General features: G+C 36.2%; 27 protein-coding genes. 14 read left to right on the forward strand and 13 right to left on the reverse strand.

Translation table 11 applies throughout. From position 1 onward, the window contains the following. Positions 1-7 precede the first annotated feature (7 nt). The 6 genes from ODE14_RS03240 to apaG all read left to right on the forward strand — a co-directional run bounded on the left by ODE14_RS03240 (position 8) and on the right by apaG (position 8731). Positions 8-1414: a glycogen synthase gene (locus ODE14_RS03240; RefSeq protein WP_263602963.1), complete on the forward strand. Its 1407-nt coding sequence runs from the start codon at positions 8-10 to the stop codon at positions 1412-1414. Positions 1415-1508: 94 nt separating this feature from the next. Continuing rightward, positions 1509-2777, forward strand: a complete 1269-nt coding sequence (locus ODE14_RS03245; protein ID WP_248393661.1) for a glucose-1-phosphate adenylyltransferase — start codon at positions 1509-1511, stop codon at positions 2775-2777. A gap of 102 nt (positions 2778-2879) precedes the next feature. After that, a complete protein-coding gene (locus ODE14_RS03250; RefSeq protein WP_248393660.1) occupies positions 2880-3920 on the forward strand; it encodes an SRPBCC domain-containing protein in 1041 nt (346 codons plus the stop codon). A gap of 123 nt (positions 3921-4043) precedes the next feature. Continuing rightward, positions 4044-6860, forward strand: a complete 2817-nt coding sequence (locus tag ODE14_RS03255; protein WP_248393659.1) for a 2-oxoglutarate dehydrogenase E1 component — start codon at positions 4044-4046, stop codon at positions 6858-6860. A 136-nt stretch (positions 6861-6996) separates the two neighbouring features. Further along, positions 6997-8259: a 2-oxoglutarate dehydrogenase complex dihydrolipoyllysine-residue succinyltransferase gene (gene odhB / locus ODE14_RS03260; protein ID WP_263602964.1), complete on the forward strand. Its 1263-nt coding sequence runs from the start codon at positions 6997-6999 to the stop codon at positions 8257-8259. An 82-nt stretch (positions 8260-8341) separates the two neighbouring features. Further along, positions 8342-8731, forward strand: a complete 390-nt coding sequence (gene apaG, locus ODE14_RS03265) for a Co2+/Mg2+ efflux protein ApaG (protein ID WP_248393657.1) — start codon at positions 8342-8344, stop codon at positions 8729-8731. A gap of 64 nt (positions 8732-8795) precedes the next feature. On the opposite strand, the gene ODE14_RS03270 is transcribed toward apaG, so the two are convergent. From ODE14_RS03270 to ODE14_RS03285, 4 genes are read right to left on the reverse strand one after another with little or no spacing between them, the layout of a single operon-like run. Beyond that, a complete protein-coding gene (locus ODE14_RS03270; RefSeq protein ID WP_263602965.1) occupies positions 8796-9350 on the reverse strand; it encodes a 3'-5' exonuclease in 555 nt (184 codons plus the stop codon). Positions 9351-9355: 5 nt separating this feature from the next. Continuing rightward, complete coding sequence (locus ODE14_RS03275) at positions 9356-9961, reverse strand: hypothetical protein (RefSeq protein ID WP_263602966.1); 606 nt, start codon at positions 9959-9961, stop codon at positions 9356-9358. Beyond that, entirely contained in the window at positions 9958-10929 is a 972-nt protein-coding gene (locus ODE14_RS03280; protein ID WP_263602967.1) for a glycosyltransferase family 2 protein, read from the reverse strand. The genes ODE14_RS03275 and ODE14_RS03280 overlap by 4 nt, the downstream gene beginning before the upstream one ends. Positions 10930-10935: 6 nt before the next feature. Further along, positions 10936-11820: a lysophospholipid acyltransferase family protein gene (locus ODE14_RS03285; RefSeq protein ID WP_263602968.1), complete on the reverse strand. Its 885-nt coding sequence runs from the start codon at positions 11818-11820 to the stop codon at positions 10936-10938. Between the two features lie 79 nt (positions 11821-11899). Here ODE14_RS03285 and ODE14_RS03290 point away from each other — a divergent pair, with 79 nt between their 5' ends. Then, positions 11900-12469 (forward strand): thioredoxin family protein, encoded by a 570-nt coding sequence (locus tag ODE14_RS03290; protein ID WP_263602969.1) that lies wholly within the window; start codon positions 11900-11902, stop codon positions 12467-12469. Between the two features lie 82 nt (positions 12470-12551). Here the strand turns inward: ODE14_RS03290 and rplI are convergent, their stop codons facing one another. From rplI to ODE14_RS03325, 7 genes are all read right to left on the reverse strand, one after another. After that, on the reverse strand, positions 12552-13052 hold the full coding sequence (gene rplI, locus ODE14_RS03295) for a 50S ribosomal protein L9 (protein ID WP_169230733.1): 501 nt from the start codon (positions 13050-13052) through the stop codon (positions 12552-12554). A 156-nt stretch (positions 13053-13208) separates the two neighbouring features. Further along, positions 13209-13511 carry a 30S ribosomal protein S18 gene (gene rpsR / locus ODE14_RS03300; protein ID WP_002979091.1) on the reverse strand — a complete coding sequence of 101 codons (303 nt, stop codon included), beginning with the start codon at positions 13509-13511 and terminating at the stop codon, positions 13209-13211. Between the two features lie 31 nt (positions 13512-13542). After that, positions 13543-13884, reverse strand: coding sequence for a 30S ribosomal protein S6 (gene rpsF / locus ODE14_RS03305; protein ID WP_066434819.1), 342 nt, complete (start codon positions 13882-13884; stop codon positions 13543-13545). A gap of 357 nt (positions 13885-14241) precedes the next feature. After that, on the reverse strand, positions 14242-15597 hold the full coding sequence (locus ODE14_RS03310; RefSeq protein ID WP_263602970.1) for a chloride channel protein: 1356 nt from the start codon (positions 15595-15597) through the stop codon (positions 14242-14244). 37 nt (positions 15598-15634) lie between these two features. After that, positions 15635-16258 (reverse strand): hypothetical protein, encoded by a 624-nt coding sequence (locus ODE14_RS03315; RefSeq protein WP_263602971.1) that lies wholly within the window; start codon positions 16256-16258, stop codon positions 15635-15637. Positions 16259-16444: 186 nt separating this feature from the next. Next, the gene (locus ODE14_RS03320; RefSeq protein WP_263602972.1) at positions 16445-17758 is read right to left on the reverse strand and encodes a dihydrolipoamide acetyltransferase family protein; all 1314 of its coding nucleotides are present in this window, start codon (positions 17756-17758) and stop codon (positions 16445-16447) included. Positions 17759-17821: 63 nt separating this feature from the next. Next, on the reverse strand, positions 17822-18649 hold the full coding sequence (locus tag ODE14_RS03325; RefSeq protein ID WP_248393648.1) for an S-adenosyl-l-methionine hydroxide adenosyltransferase family protein: 828 nt from the start codon (positions 18647-18649) through the stop codon (positions 17822-17824). 135 nt (positions 18650-18784) lie between these two features. Here ODE14_RS03325 and ODE14_RS03330 point away from each other — a divergent pair, with 135 nt between their 5' ends. From ODE14_RS03330 to ODE14_RS03355, 6 genes are all read left to right on the forward strand, one after another. Further along, a complete protein-coding gene (locus ODE14_RS03330) occupies positions 18785-19744 on the forward strand; it encodes a PhoH family protein (RefSeq protein ID WP_263602973.1) in 960 nt (319 codons plus the stop codon). 149 nt (positions 19745-19893) lie between these two features. After that, on the forward strand, positions 19894-20556 hold the full coding sequence (locus ODE14_RS03335) for a porin family protein (protein WP_263602974.1): 663 nt from the start codon (positions 19894-19896) through the stop codon (positions 20554-20556). 121 nt (positions 20557-20677) lie between these two features. After that, positions 20678-21181: a hypothetical protein gene (locus tag ODE14_RS03340; protein ID WP_248393645.1), complete on the forward strand. Its 504-nt coding sequence runs from the start codon at positions 20678-20680 to the stop codon at positions 21179-21181. 210 nt (positions 21182-21391) lie between these two features. After that, complete coding sequence (locus ODE14_RS03345; RefSeq protein WP_248393644.1) at positions 21392-22009, forward strand: outer membrane beta-barrel protein; 618 nt, start codon at positions 21392-21394, stop codon at positions 22007-22009. Between the two features lie 78 nt (positions 22010-22087). After that, positions 22088-22750: an outer membrane protein gene (locus ODE14_RS03350; protein ID WP_263602975.1), complete on the forward strand. Its 663-nt coding sequence runs from the start codon at positions 22088-22090 to the stop codon at positions 22748-22750. A gap of 40 nt (positions 22751-22790) precedes the next feature. Continuing rightward, positions 22791-23435 carry an OmpW family outer membrane protein gene (locus ODE14_RS03355; RefSeq protein WP_248393642.1) on the forward strand — a complete coding sequence of 215 codons (645 nt, stop codon included), beginning with the start codon at positions 22791-22793 and terminating at the stop codon, positions 23433-23435. Positions 23436-23522: 87 nt separating this feature from the next. Here ODE14_RS03355 and ODE14_RS03360 read toward each other — a convergent pair whose 3' ends face one another. Both ODE14_RS03360 and ffh read right to left on the reverse strand, forming a co-directional pair. Then, positions 23523-23801: a TM2 domain-containing protein gene (locus tag ODE14_RS03360; RefSeq protein WP_248393641.1), complete on the reverse strand. Its 279-nt coding sequence runs from the start codon at positions 23799-23801 to the stop codon at positions 23523-23525. 38 nt (positions 23802-23839) lie between these two features. Beyond that, positions 23840-25201: a signal recognition particle protein gene (gene ffh / locus ODE14_RS03365; protein ID WP_029293489.1), complete on the reverse strand. Its 1362-nt coding sequence runs from the start codon at positions 25199-25201 to the stop codon at positions 23840-23842. Positions 25202-25661: 460 nt separating this feature from the next. On the opposite strand from ffh, the gene atpB reads away from it, so the two are divergent. Further along, entirely contained in the window at positions 25662-26780 is a 1119-nt protein-coding gene (gene atpB / locus ODE14_RS03370; RefSeq protein ID WP_263602976.1) for a F0F1 ATP synthase subunit A, read from the forward strand. The last annotated feature ends 46 nt before the right edge of the window (positions 26781-26826 follow it).

Raw genomic sequence — 26826 nt, forward strand, 5'->3', positions numbered from 1 at the left:
ATAGAAAATGGTAATTTATCATCTAAGCACGGAATGTTATCCGGTGGCAAAAGTAGGAGGCTTGGCCGATGTAGTGGGCGCTTTGCCGAAATATCAGAATAAAATTAAAGATATTGAAGCGAAGGTTGTTATGCCCTGGTACAACAAATCTTTTGTCTACGATCATGAGTTTGACATAGTTTTTGATGGCTTTATTCACCAGGGAGGAAATATGCTTCAGGTGCAGGTTTTAAAGGAGAAATCAAATGTTTTGGGCTTCGAACTGTACATGGTAAAAATCCCGGGACTTTTAGACAGAGACAATCCTTACGGCTACCAGGACGAAAATTTTCAGTTTTTAGGTTTTCAGCATGGCGTTCTTCACTGGTTAAGTGCGATGAATATCCGTCCGGATGTTTTACACTGCCATGATTATCATACAGGATTGGTTCCTTTTATGATTGAATATTGTCCTGAATTTTCTTCCCTTAAAGGAGTGAAAACTATAGCAACAATCCACAACGGTGAATATCAGGGAATGATGAGCTGGGAAATGGCCCGGTTTCTTCCATCCTTCGATCAGTATAAATGGGGATTAATGGATTGGAACGGACTAATCAATCCTCTCGCAAGCATGATCAAATGTGCCCATGCTTTTACAACCGTTTCTCAGGGTTATCTTGAAGAGCTTTATGTAAGCTTCCGCGGTCTTGAGAGTCTTGTAAGGGACGAATTTGGTAAGGCATACGGAATTATCAACGGAATTGATACCGAAGTTTGGAACCCGGAAACCGACCCGATGCTGGATTTTAATTTTAACAGTAAAAATGCTGTTGAGCAGAAAAGGAAAGGCAAAGAAAAACTTTGTAAAGAATATGGATTGAAGCCTGAACTTCCTTTGTTTGCCTTTATCGGAAGATTTGCTACAGAAAAAGGCGCCGATCTTCTTCCTGATATTGTCTGGAAAAGCATTAAACAAAGCTACGGAGCACTCAATATCATGGTTTTAGGATCCGGTAACAGTTATATTGAAAATAAGCTTAAAGAATACGATTATACGTATACCAATTTTGCTTTGGATTTGGGATATAAAGAACATCTTTCCCATAAAATATACGCTTCGGCGGATTTTTTGCTGATGCCTTCAAGGGTAGAGCCTTGTGGTCTCAATCAGATGTACTCCATGAGATACGGAACGGTACCGATTGTACGCTACACCGGAGGTCTGAGAGATACAGTAGCTGATATTTCCACGGGTGGAGCAGGGATTAATTTTAGCTATCCCGGAGTAGATGATGTAATTCACGCGATGAACAGGGCATTAATGCTTTACAATCAAAAGAGTGTAATGGAAAATCTGATTCATGCTAATATGAATTTTGATTTTTCATGGGAAAAGTCAGCGGAAAAATATATAGCTTTATATAAAAATTAATTTTGAGAATTGTCTGAAATTAAATTTCTGAAGTAAATATATAGACACCAAAAACAGAACAGTAAACTTAATAAAATAAAACGCAAAATAATTTATGAATCGCAATGTCATTTCCATTGTTTTAGGAGGAGGTAGAGGAACAAGGTTGTTCCCATTAACGTTCACAAGATCTAAACCGGCAGTTCCCATCGCTGGAAAATACAGGTTGGTAGATATTCCTATTTCAAACTGTTTAAATTCAGGAATGAACAAAATTCTGGTTTTAACGCAATTTAATTCTGCCTCTTTAAATTCACACATTAAAAACTCTTACCATTTCGATATTTTCAGCAAAGGTTTTGTAGATATTCTTGCCGCAGAACAGAATGTTGAAAACGAAAATTGGTATCAGGGAACGGCTGACGCAGTACGCCAGTCGATGAAACATTTAGAAAAATATGATTATGATTATATCTTGATTCTTTCGGGAGACCAGCTTTACCAGATGGATTTCAAAGAAATGTTGGATTTCCATATCGAAAAAGGTGGCGACGTTACTATTGCAACCATTCCGGTAAACGCCAAAGATGCTACAGGTTTTGGAATTTTGAGTTCTGATGACGAAGGCAACATAACCTCTTTTGTTGAAAAACCGGGATATGATATCTTAGATGGTTTAAAATCTGAAGTTTCGGAAGAAAACAAACATGCGGGAAAAGAATATCTGGCTTCAATGGGGATTTATATCTTCACCAAAAGCATTTTGAAAAAAATGTTTGATGAAGGAGCCGGAGACGATTTCGGAAAAGACATTATCCCTAATTCCATCGGGAAATATACTACGTTAAGCTATCAGTATGAAGGCTACTGGACAGACATCGGAACCATTGAATCTTTCTACGAAGCAAACCTGGATCTTTGCCAGGACTTTCCTCAGTTTAATCTTTTCTCTTCATCACCAATCTACACGAGAGCTAGAATGCTTCCGCCATCCAAAATTAACGGTTCTTACGTAAGTAAGGCGGTTTTCGGTGACGGATGTATTATCATGGCAGATAAAATCGAAAATTCCGTAATCGGAAACAGAACAAGAATCGATAAGGGAAGTACCATCGTAAATTCTTACGTTATGGGCGCTGACTTTTATCAGGATCCTGCAGAAATTATCAACAATGACAGAAATGGACAGCCTAATATGGGAATTGGAAAATACTGTTATATTGAAAAAGCAATTTTAGATAAAAACTGCCACATTGGCGACAATGTACGCATCATTGGAGGAAAACATATCAGTGACGGCGACTACGGTACATACTCCGTTCAGGACGGTATTATTGTAGTGAAAAAGGGTGCGGTACTTACACCGGGAACTCATATCGGATAAGAAGATTAAAAAAGTTAAACTTAGTTTAACTTTATCAAAAATAAATTAAAACAGAGTGATCATCATATTGGTCACTTTTGTTATTTTCAATACATTTGTACGATGCGTTTCTTTAAAATCATAGCAGCTATTATTTTATTACTGATCGGGGCTTATGCGGCTTCCATGTATTATTTTGTGGATGAAAGCAAAGATTTTACAATCGAAAAAGAAATCAATTATCCGGTAGAAAAAGTTTTTAACCAGTTTAATAATCTTCAGAATTTTACACGGTGGAATAATTTCTTCACCAGTTCAAGTTCCGTTGATATTGATTATTATACACCCTATGAAGGGCAGGGAAGTTCCATAAGCTACACAGACCCGAAAAATGATACAAATGGGGAAATGTTCCTCCGCTACGAAAATCCAAACAGAACCTTACGCTATCAGCTCTTTGAAGACAACAATGAAAGTCCTACTGTGGTTGATGTGAAATTTAAGGCCGTAGCTGCAGAAAAAACAAAAATCACCTGGATTGTACATACTCCTAAACTGTCTGTTTTAAGACGCGTTGAAAACTTCTGGACAGAAGACCGTTTTGCTGAAAATATTAATAAGAGCATGATTAATCTCAACAATGTTTTAGGTAATAAAGTTGAAAAAGACAATCAGATGGCAGCTATAAAATACGATAGCCTTATGGTTGAAAATGAGGAAGAAAAGCTTCTCCTGGGAATTAACGTAAGCACTTCCAACAAAAAAGATGCGCTCTACAGAAATATTGTGATGAATTATAACAAAATTTATAATTACACCACGATGGATCTGGGCAAAAAAGAGGATGAATTTGGTTTTCCGGTAATGATCACGGATGCCGACAATTATAAAGATAAGGAAGTTTCTTATTTTCTTGGAATTCCTTTGTCTAAAAAATTCGGGCTTACGGATAACAATTTCAGTTTCAGGACTCAATCTCCTACCCAAAACTATATCATGTATTATAAAGGGACTTATGACGGGAGAATAAAAGCAATTCAGCAGCTTATTCAGAAAGCCAAAAAAGATGAGATGCGTTTTGGTGATATCCGGCAGACGTTTTTGGAACGCCCGGTAGAGGATGGAGATGTGAATATGAAACTCTCATTATCAGTATTTAAGTAAATTCATTAAATTTATTTCTTTTATAGTTTTTTTAATAGTTACAGGCTGTTCCAAGTCGGTTTTTTTTATTAAATTTGACGTTTAATTCTACAAACAAATTTTAATAACAGATAAACTGTAATAATGGACAGATTTTCATTCCTAAACGCAGCTCATTCTCAGTTAATTGAGGATTTATACCAACAGTATTTAAAATTTCCCGATTCTTTAGAACCATCATGGAAGGCCTTTTTTCAAGGTTTCGATTTTGCTTTGGAGAATTACGGGGAAGACGATTATAGTCAGTACACACAGGCTCCGGCTGCTTCTGCTCCGGTAGTACAGCAGGCAGCACAGGCTGCATCAAACGGTGAAGTTCCTGAGCATATCAAAAAAGAATTTAAGGTGGTAAACCTTATCGAAGCGTACAGAACGAGAGGACATCTGTTTACGAAAACAAACCCTGTTAGAGAAAGAAGACATTATACTCCGACTTTAGACATCGAAAACTTCGGCCTTGATAAGTCGGATTTAAATACAAAATTCAATTGTGCGGTTGAAACAGGGATGAAGGGTCCTGCAACGTTACAAGAGCTTATCACACACCTTGAGAATATCTATTGTGATTCTATCGGGGTAGAGTATATGCACATCAACAACGTTGAAGAAAAAGATTTTATTAAAAAATGGATCCAGGTTAACGAAAACCATCCGGGTCTTTCAGCAAATGAAAAAACTGAGATTTTATTAAAATTAAATCAGGCTGTTGCATTTGAAAATTATCTTCATACAAAATTTGTCGGACAAAAAAGATTTTCTCTTGAAGGTGGTGAAACATTGATTCCTGCATTGGATCAGTTAATTTCAAGATCTTCACAGTTGGGCGTTGATGAGGTTGTTTTAGGAATGGCGCACAGAGGGAGACTGAATGTTCTTACCAATATTTTCGGAAAGTCTTACAAGCAAATCTTCTCGGAGTTTGAAGGAAAAGAATTTGAAGAAGACGTATTCTCGGGAGATGTAAAATACCATTTAGGTTCATCTAAAAAAATTAAAACAGCCTCAGGAGAGGAAGTTTCCATCAATCTTACCCCGAATCCGTCTCACCTTGAAACGGTTGCTGCTCTTGTAGAAGGAATCTGCCGTGCAAAAGTAGATGATAAGTACAAAGGTGATTATTCTAAAATTTTACCGATCGTAATCCATGGTGACGGCGCTATTGCCGGACAGGGTATTGCTTACGAAGTTGCCCAGATGATGACACTGGAAGGTTACAGAACAGGTGGTACGGTTCATATCGTAGTTAATAATCAGGTTTCCTTCACAACGAATTACATGGATGCAAGATCTTCAACGTATTGTACAGATATTGCAAAAGTTACGGAATCTCCTGTAATGCACGTAAATGCTGATGATGCAGAAGCTGTTGTTCATGCCATCCACTTTGCTGCTGATTTCAGAGCAAAATTCGGTAAAGATGTGTACATTGATTTGTTAGGATACAGAAAATACGGACACAATGAAGGGGATGAGCCAAGATTTACGCAGCCGAATCTTTATAAAATCATTTCAAAACATCCGAATCCAAGAGAAATCTATAAAGATAAATTGTTGAAAGACAGCGTAACCTCAAATGATGTTATTGCTAAAATGGAAACGGAATTCAAAGCGCTTTTAGATGAAAATTTCGATGCATCCAAAGAAATAGAAAAAAACGTGATGGATGTATTCATGGCAGATGACTGGACCAATTATCCAATCGCCAAAAGAGGCGCAGTTCAGGATTCTGTTGATACAAAATATGACCTTGAAAAGCTGAAAGAACTGGCCGTTAAAATGTCTACGCTTCCTGCTGATAAAAAGTTCCTAAACAAAATTACAAGACTTTTTGAAAACAGGATTAAAGCAATCGAAGCCGATTCTTTAGACTGGGCTTTAGGAGAATGGCTGGCTTATGCAACCCTTTTAGTGGAAGGCCATAACATAAGAATTTCCGGGGAAGATGTAGAAAGAGGAACCTTCTCACACAGACATGCTGTGGTAAAGACTGAAGATACGGAAGAAGAATATATCCCGCTAAGACACGTTTCAGAAAGCAGATTTGATGTGTATAACTCTCATCTTTCAGAATATGGGGTTTTAGGTTTCGATTACGGTTATGCAATGGCTTCACCTAATACTTTAACCATTTGGGAAGCTCAGTTCGGAGATTTCGTAAACGGTGCCCAGATTATTGTTGATCAGTATCTGGCTGCTGCAGAAGAAAAGTGGAAAATTCAGGATGGTTTGGTAATGCTATTGCCACACGGTTCGGAAGGTCAGGGAGCGGAACACTCTTCAGCAAGACTGGAAAGATTCCTTACCTTATGTGCCAATGAAAATATGGTGGTTGCCAATATCACTTCTCCTGCAAACTATTTCCATTTATTAAGAAGACAGCTGAAATGGTCATTCAGAAAGCCGTTAATCGTAATGAGTCCTAAATCATTGCTAAGACATCCGAAAGTAGTTTCTCCACTTGAAGATTTTGCAAACGGAGGTTTCCAGCCAATTCTTGATGATCCTTCTGCAGATCCTAAAAAAGTTGAAAAATTAGTGCTTTGTTCAGGAAAATTATACTTTGAATTACTAGCTAAAAAAGAAGAGCTGAATGCTGAAAATATTGCATTGGTAAGGTTCGAGCAGTTATATCCTTTACAGAATAACGCTATTGAAGCCATCTTCGAAAAATATTCAAACAGAAAAGAAATTGTTTGGGCTCAGGAAGAACCTGAAAATATGGGAGCATGGTCTTATATCCTGAGAAACTTCAGAGATACAGGAATCCAGGTAATCGCTCCGGTTCCAAGCGGTGCTCCGGCTCCCGGAAGTCACAAAATGTTTGAGAAAAACCAGAATGCAGTGATCAACAGAGTATTCGACAGAAATGATGCTCCGGTAAAAAGACCTGTAACAGCTTAATTTTAATAAAGTGAGAGGTGAGATGTTATAAGTAAGATGTACAAGAATAAAGCTAAGATTCTAAAATCTATCCATCTATTCATCGATCTCCCATAAAGTCAGAAAAAATAATAAATAAAAAAATAAAAAATACGATATGTCAGTTTTAGAAATGAAAGTTCCTTCACCGGGCGAATCAATTACAGAAGTTGAAATTGCAACCTGGCTTGTAAAAGATGGTGATTATGTAGAGAAAGATCAACCCATCGCGGAGGTAGATTCAGACAAAGCAACGCTGGAATTGCCTGCTGAAGAAAGCGGTGTAATTACTTTAAAAGCTGAAGAAGGGGATGTGGTACAGGTAGGACAAGTGGTTTGCTTAATCGATATGGATGCTGCAAAACCTTCAGGAAGTGCTGCTCCTGCTGCTGAAGCTCCAAAACAGGAAGAAGCTCCAAAAGCTGCTGAGCCTGCTAAACAGGAAGTACCGGTTCAACAACCTGTTGCTCAACCTGCTGCAACACAAACCTATGCAACGGGCGCTCCGTCTCCTGCAGCTAAAAAAATCCTTGATGAAAAAGGAATGGACGCTGCACAGGTTTCAGGAAGCGGAAGAGATGGAAGAATTACAAAATCAGATGCTGAACTTGCTGCTGTTCCTGCATTGGGAGGAAATCCGGTTACCGCTACAGGTTCAAGATCTACCACTACTACAAAACTTTCAGTTCTTAGAAGAAAAATAGCACAGAGATTAGTTTCTGTGAAGAACGAGACGGCGATGCTAACAACATTTAATGAAGTTGACATGTCCGAAATCTTTAGATTAAGAAAATTATATAAAGAAGAATTTGCTCAGAGACACGGCGTTGGACTTGGTTTCATGTCTTTCTTCACAAAAGCGGTTACAAGAGCATTGCAAATGTACCCGGACGTTAATGCATCCATCGACGGAGATTTCAAAGTAAATTATGATTTCTGCGATATTTCAATTGCCGTTTCAGGTCCTAAAGGATTAATGGTTCCTGTATTGAGAAATGCGGAAAACATGTCTTTTGCCAGTGTTGAGGCGAATATCAAAGATCTTGCTACAAAAGTAAGAGACGGGAAGATTACAGTTGACGAAATGACAGGGGGTACTTTTACCATTACCAATGGTGGTACATTCGGTTCTATGATGTCAACACCGATTATTAATCCTCCGCAATCTGCAATTCTTGGAATGCATAATATCATTCAAAGACCGGTAGCTGTTGACGGGCAGGTGGTTATCCGCCCAATGATGTATGTAGCAATGTCTTACGACCACAGAATTATCGACGGAAAAGAGTCTGTTGGATTCCTGGTTGCGGTAAAAGAAGCCATTGACAATCCGGTAGGAATTTTAATGAACGGGGACGAAAGAAAAGGCCTGGGCTTATAAGTATAAAAACAAATTATAAGATATAAATTTCAATCTCGCCCAAAAAGGGCGAGATTTTTGTATATTTTAAGAAAATACCAAGATGATGTTCTCCAAAATGACCTCCAATATCAAAGTTTCAGTAATACCTGAATATGATAGCAAAAACAGTTATCCATCTGAAAACAGATATGTTTTCAAGTATAACATAACGATCGAAAATGACGGAAGCTTTCCGATAAAGATTTTAAAGCGAAAATGGCTGATTTTCGATGTGGGATTCGGCTATACGGAAATCATCGGAGACGGTGTTATAGGCTTAACACCCGAAATTGCTGTCAGTGAAAATTTTGCCTATTTTTCCAATGTAATGCTTCGTTCCGGAGTCGGAAATATGAGTGGAAAATACCTCGTGAGAAATATGGAAACCCAGGAAAATTTTGAAATTGATATTCCGAAATTTAATTTGTTATCAGAAGTTTTAAGCAATTAAAATTCTCAAATACGGAATTATTCTTTATTCTGGAATTTGCATGTTGCCTATAGAAATTAAAAAATTAAAGTTTTTTTATTTTTAATTTCATAACATCACTTATTTCCTCATTACTGCTTAAAAACAGCTTTTCAAAAGCCAGTAAAGATATTTTTGCACACACCTCTGCATCATCGCCCGCTCTATGATGATTAAAGCTTAACTGATGATATTCTGCCAAATGTTTCAGTCCGTACCTTGGTAAATAATTCCATGATTTTTTGGCTAGCTGAATGCTGCATAAATAATTCAGCTTTGGAGTAAATATTCCGTAATGATTCAGGCAACCGCGTAATACACCGGCGTCAAAACCTGCGTTGTGTGCAATCATTAAAATTCCGTACATCATTTCTTCCACTTCATACCAGATTTCATCGAAAGTAGGAGCGTCTTTTACGTCGTCTGCTACAATTCCATGTACGTCGACATTAAAAGGATTAAAATAAGGGAAACTCGGCGGTTTAATGAGCCATGTCCTGGTTTCGATAATTTTTGAATCCTGTACGATACAAACTCCCAGTTCACATGCAGAATTTCTCTCGTGCGTAGCGGTCTCAAAATCTATTGCACAAAAATCCATAATTTCTAAGTTGTTATTTTAAAAAAGAGTGTACTTTTGTTCGTGGCAACCTTGGTGATATCACTAATAATATTGCTGTATTTTTGTTTTAAACTATTAATATCAACGCCATCCTTATCACTTACCGTAATAATAAATCCCGTAGTCATATTTTTACTTTCCGGTGTATCAATGGTCTCTTTTAAAATGCTTCCGTGCGTAATTTTTTCGCTGAGGTATTGATTTAAATTTTCTACCGCTTTTTTGTCAGCATTTTTATTGATGGTAATCCGGAACCTTCCGCCATTAAGGCCTTCTTTAAGCCTTACTAGATAAACAGAGTTTCTTTTGAAATTAACTTTACCTTTTTTATCAACTTTATCACGGATATCTTTAAAAGACAAATTCTTCTCGGATGCCGGTTTTTCTTTTTCAGGATCGAGATTATCAACAATATCACGAAATGAAAAAATCTTAACATTTACAGGATCTGTATCTTTTAAAATTTCCGTACTTTTTTCTGATATTGTTTTAATGCTGTAACTTTTATCAATAGCAGACCATGCATTTTTCTGCGAAAATGACTGCTGAAAGAAAAGTAAAAATAATAAGACTAGTGGAGTTGTTTTCATTTCAAAAAATGTTTAAAAATCAACCATTTAGATTGATAAAATTGATGTTTCTGATTCTTCTGCCGCCTTTTCCATGTTCCGGGAATATAAGTATAAAAAGCAAAATGCGCTCTTCCTACTGCCCAAAAATGAGAGATTCCGTATTTGTAACCAAAATATAAAGCAGCGAATCCGTCAAGACAAAGCCTTGAAAATATTACGACAATTAACTGTGGAAACGGCAAATTTTTCAAAAGCATTAAAAGGTTATTCCTCATATTAAGGAACGTTTTTTTTGCACTTTGCTTATTCAATGTTCCGCCACCAACGTGAAAAACTTCAGATTTTCCGGTATAAAAAATCTTCTTTCCTGAATTAATTAATCTCCAGCAGAGATCAATTTCTTCCTGATGGGCAAAAAAGCGTTCATCAAAACCGTTTTGTTCCCAAAAATCTTTTGAGCGGATAAATAAGCAGCATCCCGAAGCCCAGAAAATTTCAGCTTCATCATTATATTGTCCGTGATCTTCTTCAATGTCAGCAAAAACTCTTCCTCTGCAATATGGATATCCCAAATTGTCAATCAGTCCACCTGCGGCACCTGCAAATTCAAAATAATTTTTTCTGTCGTATGACAAGATTTTCGGCTGTACCGCTGCTATATCGGGATTTTTTTCCAACAATTCAATCGCAGGACCTGTCCAGTTTTCAGTCACTTCAACATCAGAATTCAGAAGGCAGTATATTTCGTTCTTGATATGCTTCAAACCTTCATTATATCCGCCTGCGAAACCGTAATTTTTATCGTTTTTAATAACTTTTACTTCTGGAAAATGGTTCAGTAAAAAAGCAATAGAATTATCTGTTGAAAGATTGTCGATCACATAAATATCAGATTGAGGAGAGAAACGAACTACGTCCGGAAGAAATTTTTCCAGCCATGATTTTCCGTTCCAGTTTAATATGACAACCGCTAATTTTTTTGACATTCGTTACTAAATTTTTTCAGAATCAAAATTTTTGATAGAATCCTGATATTTCCACTTTCTATGAGACCAGAGATAATTGTCGGGGCGTTTATTAATTGTATTTTCCAGTAATTTATGGAATTTTTTTACTACTTCATGTTCAACAAATTTTTCTCCATCCGGATAGATTCTGTGGTAATTGACCTGATAGAACCCGCGTTTCACCTTCTTCATCTCGCAATAAATGAACGCAAGATCCATTTTCGTTGCCAGTCTGTCATAGCCTGTAAAAACAGGAGTTCTCTGATTAAGAAATTCCAAGCCATAGGTGATATGGGCAAAATGCGGAGTCTGGTCCGCCACAAACATGTAGGCCGAGCTTCCGTCGTTCCTGGACCGTACAATATTAAGGATTACTTCTTTTGCTTCAAGCGCCTCATTGCCGAATTTATTTCGGACATTTTTCATCTGATTTTCCCAGAAATCACTGTTTACTTTTCTATACACGGGATGGCAGTGATCCTGCGGAATTATTTTCGCCAAAGCATTAATCCATTCCCAATTGAATACATGCCCTGCCAATAAGATAATGTTTTTCCCTTCTTGTTCTGCTTCATGAAAAACTTCCTGGTTAATATGCTGCATCCTTACTCTTGATTCCGTTTCTGTAATACCAAAAGATTTAATAGTTTCTACCAGATAATCTGAAAAATTACGGTAGAATTTTTTTCTTATTTCTTTTATTTCCTGTTCAGATTTTTCGGGGAAGGAGTTTTTAAGATTTTTAGTAATTACATTTTTCCGATAGCCCACCAAATAATAATTCAGAAAGAACATAATATCTGAAAAAACATATAATATTTTCAGAGGAAGCTTGGAAATCAAGTTTAATATTTTTATCAGAAAATTCATAAAACAGGCAAATTTACGGATAATAAAAATATGGTTGTATTTTTGCATGCAAATACTCATATTTTTTTAATTTTACAATATGAAAAAATTATCACTAATAGGTTTTTTGGGATTAAGTTTTTTTGCCTTTTCTCAAAATATTAAGCCGACAGACGAAAGAAAAAATGATGAAAAGTCATTGTTGGTAAAGCCAGATCATTCTGAACTGGATGCTAAAAAGAAAGCTGCGGAAGAAAAGGCTAAATTACCAAAGCCATATGATCCGAAAGCTGATGCTGAAAAAGATATTCAGAACCTTATTGCTAAAGCAAAAAAAGAGAAAAAGAATATAATGATCCAAGCTGGCGGAAATTGGTGTATCTGGTGCCTCAGATTCAACCAGTTTGTACAAACAACACAGGAGCTGAAATCAATTGTTGATAAAAACTACGAATATTATCACCTCAATTATTCCCCTGACAACAAAAATGAAAAAGTTTTTGAAGCCTATGGAAATCCCGGCGAAAAATTCGGTTATCCTGTGTTCATTATCCTGGATAAAAACGGCAAAATGATCCATGTTCAGCAGAGTGATGTATTGGAAGAAGGAAAAGGGTACAGCCTTGAAAAAGTAAAAGAGTTTTTTAAGCAATGGGCTCCAAAGTCATAAACTAAACTCGCGATTTTTTTATTAAGCAAAACAAAAAACCACTTCAAATTGAAGTGGTTTTGTATTATACAAGTCTTGTAGATTAAGCTTCTTCAGATTTTGCTTCTTCTTTTTTAGCAGGAGCAGCTTCTACCGGAGCATCAGATACGATATCGAATTCGAAATTGTATTCTACATTTCTGTGTAGTCTGATGTTAGCCGTTACTTTACCAGTTCTCTTTATTGTATTTCCTGGGATTTTGATGTATTTCTTCTCTACAGAAACTCCTGCTTTTCCAAGAGCTGCAGAAAGATCTGCATTGTTGATAGATCCGAATAATTTATCACCAGAACCTACTTTTGCAGGAATAGTAATAGAAGTTTTTTTCAATTGTTCAACTACAGCGTTTGCAGCAGCGATTAACTTAGCTTCTTCTTCTTTTCTAGCTTCCAAAGTAGCTTCAAGAGCTGCTTTATTTTTAGGAGTTGCTAAAAGTGCGTATCCCTGAGGAATTAAGAAGTTTCTAGCATAACCTGGCTTTACGCTTACGGTGTCGAATTCAAGACCTAAATTTTCTACGTCTTTTTTTAGGATAATGTCCATTGTTGTTGTCCTTTTTTAGATGTTAGAATTTAGAAATCAGATGTTAGACATTTTGTCTCAAACCTTAAATCTATTATCTAAAATCAAGTTAGAATTAATTATTTATTCAGCAACAAAAAGCCAAAAGCTAATGCTAATGGCTAATTGCAATTTTTTTTATTTCAATAAGTCAGCTACGTATGGTAGTAACGCAAGGTGTCTTGCTCTTTTGATTGCAGCAGAAACTTTTCTTTGGTATTTTAAAGAAGTTCCAGTGTATCTTCTTGGTAAGATTTTACCTTGTTCGTTTACGAACTGTAATAAGAAATCAGCATCTTTGTAATCAACGTGCTTAATTCCGTATTTTTTGAATCTACAATATTTCTTTTCAGATTTTGTATTGATATCAAGCGGAGTAAGGAATTTTACTTCAGATTCTCCTCCAGCTGAGGCTTGTTTAGCCATTTCGTCTATTGCCATGTCTTGTCTTTTTAAAAAATAGGGTTAATAATTAAGCTTTAGCTGCTTTTACTTTTGCTCTTCTAGTTACAGCGTAGTCAACAGCATGTTTGTCTAGTTTTGTAGTAAGGTAACGGATTACTCTCTCGTCACGCTTGAATGCTAATTCTAGATCAGCTACTACAGAACCTTCACCTTTAAATTCAATTAAAGTGTAAAATCCGTTCTTTTTCAATTGGATCGGGTAAGCTAATTTTTTTAATCCCCAGTTTTCTTTAGCAACGATTTCGCAGTTCTTTTCTTTGATAAGATCTACATACTTGTTCACTGCTTCCTCCACCTGAGCTTCAGATAGAACGGGAGTTAAAATGAAAACAGTTTCGTAATTGTTCATAATGTTAAAAAATTTGTTAATTATTTCGAGGTGCAAAAGTAGGGAATATATTTGTAATAAACAATAAAGCCGAGGAATTTTGTTAAAATTGGTAAGGCAAACCATAAGGTTTACCTGGCAAAAATATATTTCTTTGTAAAAGGAGCTTTTTCCCGCTCTCTCTACTCGCTTTTCCAATGGTTTCGGCGGCGAAGCCGCCGCCGAAACCATTGGAAAGAGCTCAGACATGCCGTTCGATCGGGGCTAGGAAATGACAGCGTTGAAATATTTGCGACAACATTTTTCAAATTTTCAAGACCATCTGGCAGATTTCATTCCGGAAATTTTAGCACTATTAATTTAGATTAAAATAAACAATTAATTTTTCTCTTTCCGTATTTCTTCCAAAAAACCAACTTTAATAAGATCATACAGAGAATGCCTGCTGACAAGAATTGAGGCAATGGAAGAAATCATTCCGGCAAGCATCAGATGAAATATTAACGAATGTCTGTCGGTCATTTCCAGGACAATAATGGCTGATGTAAACGGAGCTCTTGTAATCCCTGTTAAAAAGGCGACCATCCCTCCGAGAACCACGACATTAGTTTCATTCGGGCTCAGATCAATAAATCCTGAAATTACGGAGCCAACCGTAGCTCCGGCCGTTAAGGCAGGCGCAAAAATTCCTCCCGCACCGCCGGAAGTAAAAGATAGTGCCGGACCGAACATCCGTAAAACAGGAACATACCAGTCTTCGTGTTTTTCATCGGTATATAGAATACGTTCCATGATTTCTTTTCCGGAACCCAGAATTTCGCGGTTGATAAAGTAGGCGACAGATGCTATAAGCAATGCCGATATCACAAGAAAGACAACATTTGCTCTGTCGGTTTTCAGTTTTCTCTTTTTCCAGTCCGTGATTTTAAGCATAATTACCGAAAGCTGACTTGCGAGAATTCCGGCAATTCCCGCAACAAGCATAATCGGGAACATGACCATTAATGAAACATCATTAGTCTTCGGATAGCCTAAATATAAATAAGATCCGGCCAGTGTCTGTGCTGTAAGACCTGCAATGATCACCGCTGTAAATAAAGCAGTTTTAAAGTAATTGATGTGGGTTTTCGAAAGTTCTTCCACCGCAAAAACAATTCCGCCGAGAGGGGTGTTGAAAGCTGCGGCAAGTCCTGCGGCAGCACCTGTCATGATCATATTTTTCTTGGAAATCTTAGGCCACCAATCCGGAAGATATTCGTTCACTTTTCTGAAAACAGAACCTGCAACCTGAATGGTGGGGCCTTCCCGGCCAACTGCACCGCCCCCGATCACCAGAACGACGGATGAAAGTATTTTAAAGACAATGATTTTTAAGCTTAATAAACTTCTTATTTTTTTGTGTTCTTTCGGATTGGCAAGTTCTACCGCGGCCATTACCTGAGGGATTCCGCTGCCTTTTGCATACGGAGCGAATTCTTTCACCAGCCACCACGACAATACAAAACCGATGGGAGCAATAATGAAAATCATCCACAAATGCCAGTTCAGGATATAATTCAGAAGATGTTCTCCCCATGCAAAGATTTTAGCATACATAACAGCTACAAAGCCTGTGATCACGGAACCTATCCAAAATGGTATGGCCTGCAAAAGATTATGCTTCAGCTGTTCGTTGTGGATATTGTCGAAGGACTTTTTTAATGATCTTCGGATTAGGGATAAAATTTTCAGCATTCTCTATATTTGGATGATCAGTATAAAAGTACAGAAATTATATTTGGTTTAAAAATTCTGCAATAATTATACTTTTTTCAATAGAAAGATTTTTAGGAAGTCCGAAACATAAAATATTGTTTTTAATTTCCAGCTTAAAATCTTCATCAGGAAAAGATTTTATTATTTCCTTTCTTTTTGCGTCCAAAAAAGCCATGGCTTTATATTTATCACTTCCTAAAACATAAAAGTTACTGAATGAATTATCTTTAAAGTTGATATTAAAGCTGCTGAATATTCCCGCGATTCTGTCTGCCCACTTCTTTTTATTGATTGAAATATAGCCAAAATTACCTTCCAGTGATTTCATTCCCCAAATTTGTAAAGTTTCTGTCTGAGCAGGTAAACGACGGCCTTGTACTGAGTTTTCGATTTTGTTAACAATTAAAAGATAAAAAGAATGCTCTTTATTTTTATCCGTAATAAAGTAGCATATTCTGGGTATGAAAATCGGTATTTCCTTACCGGAATCAAATTCATGAAATGGTGAGTCTTTGATATCAATAACAGCTATATCATAGATCTCGAATAGTTGATCATATACTTGAAAAATCAAGTTTTCTTCTTCTTTTGAAAAATCAAAAAGTTTTTTGACATCAAGTTTTCTAAAATCAATTTCCATTGCAATGAATTTCTTTTAAAGATATAATTTATTCGAGATAGTAAAAAAACCTTCGGAAAAGTCCGAAGGTTTGTATGGTAAAGATGTTTCGATAAGCTCAACAAGACAATTACATCATTTAGAATTTATCATCTTAATTAATTTAATGAATATTAAGTTTAATTACTAATTACCAATACTCATTACTTATATTTCTGTGTTCAGATCCCAGTTTTCAAGGTAGTCATGAACATGCTTCAGCATCATTCCTCCAAGAGAACCGTCTACCACTCTGTGATCGTAAGAGTGAGACATGAACATTAAGTTTCTGATTGCAATCACGTCTCCGTCAGGCGTTTCAAGAACAGCCGGTTTTTTAACGATTGCCCCGATTGCTAAAATAGCTACCTGCGGCTGAGGGATAATTGGAGTTCCCATAAGGTTTCCGAAACTTCCTACGTTGGAGATAGTATATGTTGCGCCCTGAGTATCTTCAGGTCTTAATTTTTTATTTCTTGCTCTGTACGCCAGATCATTAATTGCTTTTGCCAGTCCTGAAAGAGATAACTGGTCTGCATTTTTAATTACCGGAACAATAAGGTTCCCGTCCGGTAAAGCGGTTGCCATACCAATATTGATATTTTTCTTTTTAATGATGTTTTCACCATTAATAGAAACGTTGATCATCGGGAAATCCTGAATGGCTTTTACCACCGCTCTTACGAAAATCGGCATGAAAGTAAGCTTTTCACCTTCACGTTTTTCAAAGAGGGATTTATTTTTATTTCTCCATTTTACAACGTTGGTTACATCTGTTTCGATGAAAGAAGTTACGTGTGGAGCAATTTGTTTGGCTTTCACCATGTTTTCGGCAATGATCTTTCTCATTCTGTCCATCGGAATGATTTCATCACCGGCAGCAGCCGTGATTGTGGAAGCAGGAGCAGATGTCGCCACAGGTTTTGCAGCCGGAGCGGTCTGTTGTGCCGGTGCAGCTTGTGGAACAGACTGATTGCCTCTGTTTTTAACGTATGCTAAAATATCTTCTTTGGTAATTCTTCCTTCCAGACCACTTCCATTGATGGATTTCAGTTCGGCTTCAGAAATATTTTCCTGTTGTGCAATTGATTTTACAAGTGGGGAAAGATAAAGATCTCCCGAAAATTCTGTGGAAGCAGATACTTTTAAAGGTTCTTCTATCGTTTTTAAAGTTTCGGCATCCGGAGCAGAAGCCTGAGTTTCTGCAGTTGTTTCTTCAGAAGCAGGAGCACTTCCTTCTCCTTCAATTTCTAAAATAGCAATAGCTTCGCCTACTTTTGCAACCTCGTCTTTCTGTTTTAAAATCTTAACGATTTTCCCCGAAACTGGTGTCGGAACGTCTGAATCTACTTTGTCAGTTGCAATCTCCACTATGGAATCATCTTCTTTCACATGATCTCCTTCGTTGAATAACCAGGTGATAATGGTGGCTTCCATCACACCTTCTCCCATGGAAGGAAGCAATAATTTGTACTCTGCCATTTTTAATTTTTAGATTTTGACAAATATATAAAAAAAATCGATTTTTTTATGAAATATTAAATTTTAGAAAAATTCAATGTAAATATTCTCTCCTACATTTAGTCCGAACAAAGACTTGGCGCCGTTTTTCTTGCTTCCTTTGTAGATGGTTAACTCCAAAAGCTGGCTGTCATTGAAAATTGCTGCAGATTGCCCGTGAAATTCTGTCTCTCTTTCCCAATCCGAAACCACCTCCGTATGACTTAAAAATATACGTGAAAGACTTAAATTTCTGAATTTTATCGTGAAATTTTCATATCCTTTTCCTGAACTTTCAAAAAAATCTTTGCTAATATTTGATATTATATTTCCGAAATTATCAATATAAGTAACTTCCCCGATAATCATTTTTTCAGATTCATTGAAAACAGGTTTCGGAAAAAGAAGCTGTTTGGCAGAATCAATCTTTCTACCGATGACTTCCGGCAGTCCGCCATTGGCAAGATGTACTGCTGCAGGAACAAAAACATCGGTTGATGTAAAGTTAACAATATCATCAAATCTGTTATTTAAAGTGATTTCATAAATTGCTTCAGGTTTGATATCAAAAAAAACAAGACTTAAAAGCCCGTTGTCAGCAGCAATAAAATAATGTCCGTCTGATTTATAAAGTATATTTTTTCTCGATTTGTTGTGAAAACTGTCTACAGAAATGATGTGGACCGTGTTTTTCGGAAAGTGTTTGTATGCATTTCTCACGATGTACGATGTCTGTACAAGGTTGAAAGCCTGGATATCATGGGTAATATCAATAATATTAACTTTCTGATTCAGAGAAAGTATACTGCCTTTTACAGCGGCAACTCTGTAATCCAAATTTCCGAAATCTGAAGTAAGTGTAATAATTGACATTGATTGTTTATAGAATAGTAGAAATGCAAATTTATTTAAAATAAAAAGAATGCCCGAATGATTGTGGAAAAGAATTTGATATAAATTTCCGAAAAAAGCTTTACATTTAAAATCTAAAATTAATAAAGATACTGCATGTTTGAATTAACATATGATTTGGAGGATATCGATGCGAAAATCTTCTATGGAGTTAATAACCAATATTTCAATTTAATAAAATCAACATTTCCGACCCTTAAAATCACCGGGAGAGATCACTTTATCTTCGCCATGGGAAATCAGGAAGCGCTTGATATTTTTAAGCAGAAACTGGATGACATAGTAAATTATATTTCAAAAAATAATTCTATAACCCTGAAAGATGTTGAAAATATTCTCAATATAAAAGATGAAAACGAAAAACAGCTTGTTTTCGATCAGGATATCATCGTAAAAGGGGTAAACGGAAAAATCATTAAGGCCAAAACCACCAATCTTAAAAAACTGGTGAAAGAAACCGAAAAAAAAGATATGGTTTTTGCAATCGGACCTGCGGGAACGGGTAAAACGTATACCAGTGTTGCATTGGCTGCAAAAGCGTTGAGAGATAAGACCGTTAAAAGAATTGTTCTTACAAGGCCTGCAGTGGAAGCGGGGGAGAGCCTTGGTTTCCTGCCGGGAGATCTTAAGGAAAAGCTGGATCCGTATTTACAGCCTTTATATGATGCACTCCGGGATATGATTCCTCACGAAAAACTGGAAGGATTTATTGAGAAAAAAGTAATTGAGGTTGCTCCTTTAGCATTTATGAGAGGGAGAACGCTTGACGATGCGTTTGTGATTCTGGATGAAGCTCAGAATACCACGCATTCTCAGATGAAAATGTTTTTAACCAGAATGGGAATGAATGCAAAATTCATCATTACGGGAGATCCAAGCCAGGTTGACCTTCCGCCAAAACAACAGTCTGGCCTAAAAGAAGCAATGCGTATTCTGAAAGGAGTAAAAGAAATAGGATTTGTGCATCTTACGGAAGAAGATGTGGTAAGGCATCCGGTGGTTAAAAAGATTATTTTAGCCTACAATGATGAAGAAAAAAGACAGAGAAACGACTAAGTAACTGGAAAATTATTTAATCAAAATATTATAATACAGGAAGTTATATTTCCTGTATTTTTTTTGATTTAAAATAAAATTCACAAATGTTGGAATTTTAAAAAAAAAGAGTATTTTTGCCCCGAATTACTTTAAAAACTATTAACGAAATGAAGAAATTTTTACTTCTTACAGCAGTTGCTGTTATCGGGATGAGCGCAAAAGCTCAGGAATTCAGGTTTGGTCCTAAAGCCGGTTTTGCAATGTCTACACTTAAAATTGATCAGAATCAGGATGATTTAGGAAAAAGAAACATGGATCCTAAATACACTTTTTACATTGGTGGTATGGCAGAATATAAGATCAATGATAACTTCGGTTTTCAGGCGGAAGTTTTATACTCACCACTAGGAGGTAAGGAAAAGATTGACGGTGTAAATGTTGGTATTATGTATGTTGGAGAAAAAACAGAGGTTAATCTGGGAACTCTTTTGGTACCTGTTTCAGCAAAATATTTCATAACAGAAGGATTTTCAGTTGCAGCTGGTGCAAACTTCGGAGTTATTCTTAGCGCTAAACAGAAAACAGTAATCGGGTCTGACTTCATGAATGTAGAAGTGGAAGGAGATAGCGGTGAAGTAGACATTAAAGACGATATCAAAAAATTAAATATTGCTCCGTTCGTAGGTGTAGAATACATGTTGGAAAACGGATTATTCTTTGATGCAAGATACAGCCTTGGTGTTTCAAATTTATCTAATGACGGAAGTGGAGGTAAAGTTACCAATAGCTTTGCACAAATAGGTGTAGGTTTCAAATTCGGAGGTAACTAAGAAAAATTATTTACTTAAAAATATAAAGCGGTACAAAATTTGTTCCGCTTTTTTATGGTTTTAACATACCACATTTTTCAGTGAATAATCATTCAAATATTAAATATTTAAACTTATTAAAATGAAAAAACTATTATTACTGGGTGCTTTTGCACTTTTAGGTGGTGTTGCGCAGGCGCAGGAAGGTTTCAGACTTGGGGGGCATATTGGTGCTCCGCTTGGTGACGCTGCAGATGCGGCAAGTGTAACAATCGGTATAGACGCAGCATACATGTGGAATATTACGAAAGGTCTGGATATTGGTGCTACTACAGGATATTCTCATTTTTTCGGGAAAGACAATGTTGATGATTTCGGTTTTATCCCGATTGCAGCTTCCGGAAAATATACCTTTAATAAAATTCCTCTTTTTGTAGGATTGGATCTGGGAGCAGCGATCTCTACAAAGAATTATATCAATAGTGGATTGTACGTAGCACCGAGAGTAGGATATCAAATGAAAAATACAGAATTGTATCTTGGATTCCAGAATATCGGTAGCAAATATAAAGATCCTTACTGGAGAGGGAATGACAGATTCAACTTCGGAGCTATTAACTTCGGAGCGAATTTTTTCCTGAGATAAATTTTTTTTAAATCAATCATATTTAACTCCAATTGAAAAATTGGAGTTTTTTTATTCATATAATTGTGAAAACTTCAACTCCATTCTTTTAATACGATTTATAGCTGTAAAAAGCCAAAAACAAGCAATGATATTAATCACATTAACAAATTTTAATATTAGCGTGTACCACTGTAAATTTGCCGTCAGAAAGTATTAAATTTTTAAAAAATGAAAAAAGTATTATTAGCAGGTGCTATTGCACTTTTCGGTTTATCTAATGCTCAGATCGCTAAAGGAACTACATACTTATCAGGACAGGTAGGTTATTCTTCAACTCAGGATAACAATACAGATTCTAAAGTAGAAGATTTCACTATTGTACCTACTGTTGGATATTTCGTTGGAAATAATGTAGCTGTTGGTTTAGGTGTAGGGTATGCAAACACTTCTAACACTACAACAAGTGCGTTGACTAATGTTGAAACTAAACTTTCCACTGATGCATTTGTAGTAGCTCCATTCGTAAGAAAATACTGGACTGTAGGTGAGAAATTATACATCTTCGGTCAATTGGAAGTTCCAATGGCGTTTGGTAAAGATAAAGCTGAATACAGTGGTACAGCATCTCAGTTCAATACTGAATCTAAATTCACTTCCATAGGAGTAAACGTAAAACCAGGTTTAGATTATTTCTTAAACAAAAACTGGTCTATCGAAGCTACTATCGGAGAATTCGGATACAACAACTTCAAGTACAAAGATCTTGACAAAAGCACTGATAACTTTAACTTCGGATTAAACTTATCTTCAGTTACTTTCGGTGTTAAATATGTTTTTGCTAAATAATAAACAAAACATATATAATCTAAAGTCCTAAGTTTTTGCTTAGGGCTTTTTCTACATATAATTCATTACTAAATTACCATGAAAAAATTACTCTTAGCCGGAACTGTTATGCTTTTCGGTCTTTCTAATGCCCAGATCAAAACGGGGACGCTTTATCTGTCCGGTCAGGCAGGTTTTTCTCAGAATAAAGACAATAATACAGAAAATAAAAGTCAGAATTTCAGTGTCATTCCTACAGTAGGTGTTTTCATTGCCCCTAATTTGGCAATAGGTACGGGAATAGGCTATACTGGCAGCAAAGCAGAAAATACGGATGTCAATAATCTCGGGTTTGGTGTTGAAACCCTGCAGTCGACCATTAAGGCGAATGCTTTTACAGCGAGACCATTCATCAGAAAATACTGGACACTTTCGGATAATTTATATATTTTCGGACAGCTTGAAATTCCTGTAGAAATTGGAAAACGTACGGCAGATCTACAATTAAATTATTTTGATATGAATGGATATACCTATTTTCAAAGTATAAATATCGAACAAAAATATACTTCATTCGGTGTAAATGTGAAACCCGGACTGGATTATTTCATCAATAAAAACTGGACGATTGAAGCTACCATCGGAGAGTTTGGGTATAAAAACATGAAGATTAAAGATCAGGAAAATGGAACTGATACATTCAATTTCGGTTTAAATTTATCTTCGGTTACTTTCGGGGTAAAATATTTTTTTGCTAAATAATAAAACAAAACTAAACATAAACTTTTTAAATTAAAAAATCATGAAAAAACTATTACTTGCAGGTGCAGTTGCACTTTTTGGACTTTCCAACGCTCAAATGACAAAAGGAGATTGGGTAATCAGCGGAAACACAGGAATGGGTTTCAACAGTATTAACACCAATACTAAGGTAAACGGAACAAAATATGATGAAACTAAAGTCAGCTCTTTTTCAATTACACCTTCTGTTGGATATTTTGTTATCGACGGATTGGCAGTAGGAATTGATTTAGGTTTTGATTCGAATACTACTAAAAATGATGGGAGTAAAGTGACTTTATCTACATTTTCCGTTATGCCGACTGCTACTTACTATTTTAATACAGACAGCAAATTTTTCCCTTTTGTAGGAGCGGGAATCGGATATGCATCTACTAAAACAAAATTCAATATTTCCAATTCTATTGCAGATCCTTTGCTTTGGTCAGGTGATACAACAACGGATGGTCTTGCATGGAAAGCGAAAGCAGGAGTTACCTATATGGCTACCCAATCTTTGGGGATTAATTTAGGTCTTGGCTTTGATCAGTTCTATAATAAAGAAACTTATTCCGGAATTGATTATAAAACAACAAGAAACACTTTCGGAGTGAATGCAGGCTTCTCTTACTTCATTAAAGCTAAAGCTCAGAAATCTGATAAATAAAAAACGTTGTCAAAGATCGAAACTTTGACAGAGTAAAAAAAATGCGGCTCAAATTTATTGAGCCGCATTTTATATTTTTATTTAAAATTAAAACCATTCTTTCTGGTTCTGAACGTAGGTTCTGTCAAACTCCTCATCAGATTTCGTAAGATAAATGATCCCTTCTATTAAACCGATAAGTCCGCCAACAGTACCGCAGGTTACAAGACTTAAAATCAGCTGAATGATTCCCGTTTTTGTATATCCCAGGTAAAATTTATGAATAGCCAGTCCACCCAAAAGGATAGCAAGAATACCGGCGGCTACTTTTTTTTCAGACCGGTAAGGCTGATTATAATTACCTTGATTGTTTCCGTATACTTCCATAAAAATATTTTTAATTGATTTGATTTAATTTGGTGTGCTTATTTACCGAACATTCCGCCCATTCCAGGCATATTCGGCATTTTGCTCATCATCTGCATCATCTGTTTTCCCTGAGGTCCCTGCATCATCTTCATCATTTTACCCATCTGGTCAAACTGCTTCATCAGTTGGTTTACATCTTCAATTTTTCTTCCGGCACCTTTGGCAATCCTGTTTTTTCTCTGTGTATTGATGATAGAAGGTTTTCTTCTTTCTTCTGGAGTCATGGAGTAGATGATTGCCTCAATATGTTTGAATGCGTCATCGCTGATCTCCACATCTTTGATCGCTTTTCCTACACCCGGAATCATTCCCATCAAATCCTTCATGTTCCCCATTTTTTTGATCTGATTGATCTGTTTCAGGAAATCATCAAAACCAAACTCGTTTTTGGCGATTTTTTTATGAAGCTTTTTGGCTTCTTCTTCATCAAACTGTTCCTGTGCTCTTTCTACCAGGGAAACAACGTCTCCCATTCCCAGGATTCTGTCTGCCATCCTTTCCGGATAGAAAAGATCCAGTGCTTCCATTTTCTCACCGGTAGAGATGAATTTAATAGGTTTTTCAACTACGGAACGGATTGTTAAAGCTGCTCCACCACGGGTATCACCGTCCAATTTTGTTAAAACAACTCCGTCAAAATTTAGAGTATCATTGAATGCTTTTGCCGTATTCACCGCATCCTGACCCGTCATGGAATCTACAACGAATAGTGTTTCGTTTGGTGCAATAACAGAGTGAACAGTTTTAATTTCCTTCATCATCTGCTCGTCAATGGCCAAACGACCAGCAGTATCTACAATCACCACATCGTGACCGTTTGATTTAGCAAAATTAATGGCGTTTTGAGAAATGCTTGAAGGATCCATAGAACCTTCTTCCGTGAAGACAGGAACGCCAATCTGTCCGCCTAATACTTTCAGCTGGTCGATCGCAGCCGGACGGTACACGTCACATGCTACCAAAAGAGGTTTCTTATTTCTTTTTGTTTTTAAATAATTGGCCAATTTTCCGGAGAATGTTGTCTTACCAGAACCCTGAAGCCCTGCAATAAGAATCACAGATGGTTTTCCGGAAAGGTTGATTCCTTCCTGGGAGCCCCCCATAAGATCTACAAGTTCATCATGAACGATTTTCGTCATCAGCTGTCCCGGAGTAAGCGATGTAAGAACATCCTGTCCCAGTGCTTTATCCTGAACTCTTTTCGTAAGATCTTTTGCAACTTTATAATTAACATCGGCATCCACCAATGCTCTACGAATTTCTTTTACGGTTTCCGCAACGTTGATTTCCGTGATTTTTCCACGTCCTGAAATATTATGTAGCGCTTTGTCTAATTTATCCTGTAAACTATTAAACATATGTATTGTAAATTATAGGTTTGCAAAAATAAGCAAATTTTTAGTATATATTAATATATAGATAAAGAGATTTGTAATGTATCAAAATTATAATTCTATTTTTGTGGAATGAATTTTATCGATAGTTTAATCATTATCCTGCTGATTTCAATCTTAAACATTAGCGTTTTTATAATTTTTAAAAAATATATGTATAGAAAATCAGACGCGGGAATGAAATTTTTAGCCATCAATATATCAAAAGATATTATCTGGCTCATTGTTTCATTAATTATTATAGAGAAAACAAAAGAAAATTTTCTATTTATAGTGATATGTTTTATAATAGCATCACTCCTTATATATATACCGATAATAAAACTCATTAATAAATCTTAGTTTTTTTGATGATAAAAATCAATTTTTAATATTGGTAAAGTTTAATAAAATCGATATATTTGCACACGATTAAAAAAGAGATATGAATAGAAAGATTTCTTCATTGTTTTTCGCATTTTTATTTGTGTTTGTGAGCGGTTTAGCGATTGCTCAACATACTTCTGAAGGCGAAGAGCCGGCGGAAAAAATAGAGCAGAAAGAAGGTTTTAATGCTACTAAAATGATCATGGAACACATCGGTGATTCAAATGAATGGCATTTATGGACTACAAAAGATGATAACGGTGAAGAGCATCATGTGTCTGTTCCGCTTCCTGTGATTATTAAAGATAATGAAGGATGGCACACTTTTCTTTCAAAGAGTATTGCTCACGGTCATGAGCATGACGGGTATACTTTAGAGGAAGGACAGGTTGTTTCAACTAAAGGAATTCAGAAAGCTACTCTGTTTTCAATAATCAGCGGAAAGCAAAAAGCAAATGAAGTGTTCTTTGATCTTTCAATTACAAAGAATGCAGCGTCAATGTTTCTTTCGGTAATTTTCATGGCGGTGATCTTCATGGGGATGGCAAGAAACTATAAAAAATCTCAGTTGCCAAAAGGTGCAGGGAAATTATTAGAGCCTGTAATTGTATTCATAAGAGACGAGGTAGCAATACCAAATATAGGATCTGTTAAATACAAAAGATATATGCCTTATTTATTAACCGCATTTTTCTTTATCTGGTTTAATAACTTATTCGGATTGATTCCTTTCTTTCCTTTCGGGGCCAACCTTACAGGGAACATCGCAATTACTGCAGTTTTAGCAATCATTACTTTATTGATTACTTTATTCAGTGCTAATAAAGATTATTGGAAGCATATCTTCATGCCGCCGGTTCCAATCTTATTGTACCCAATTATGGTTCCAATTGAGATTATCGGGATCTTTACAAAACCTTTCGCCTTGATGATGCGACTTTTCGCTAACGTTACAGCGGGGCACATTATGATCCTGGCGATTATTTCACTAATCTTCATTTTCAGATCTCCGTTCTTAGGATTTGCATCTGTACCATTAGCATTATTTGTTTCTGTATTGGAATTATTGGTAGCGGCACTGCAAGCATATATCTTCACGGTATTGTCCGCTCTATTTATCGGTATCGCAGTAGCAGAGCACGAACATGAGCACGGTCACGAAGAGCACGCTCACTAATTAAAAGAAAATATTAAAATAATTTTTAACTAATATAATTTATTTA

This window comes from Chryseobacterium sp. PET-29 (assembly GCF_025736815.1).
Classification (GTDB): Bacteria; Bacteroidota; Bacteroidia; order Flavobacteriales; family Weeksellaceae; genus Chryseobacterium; species Chryseobacterium nepalense.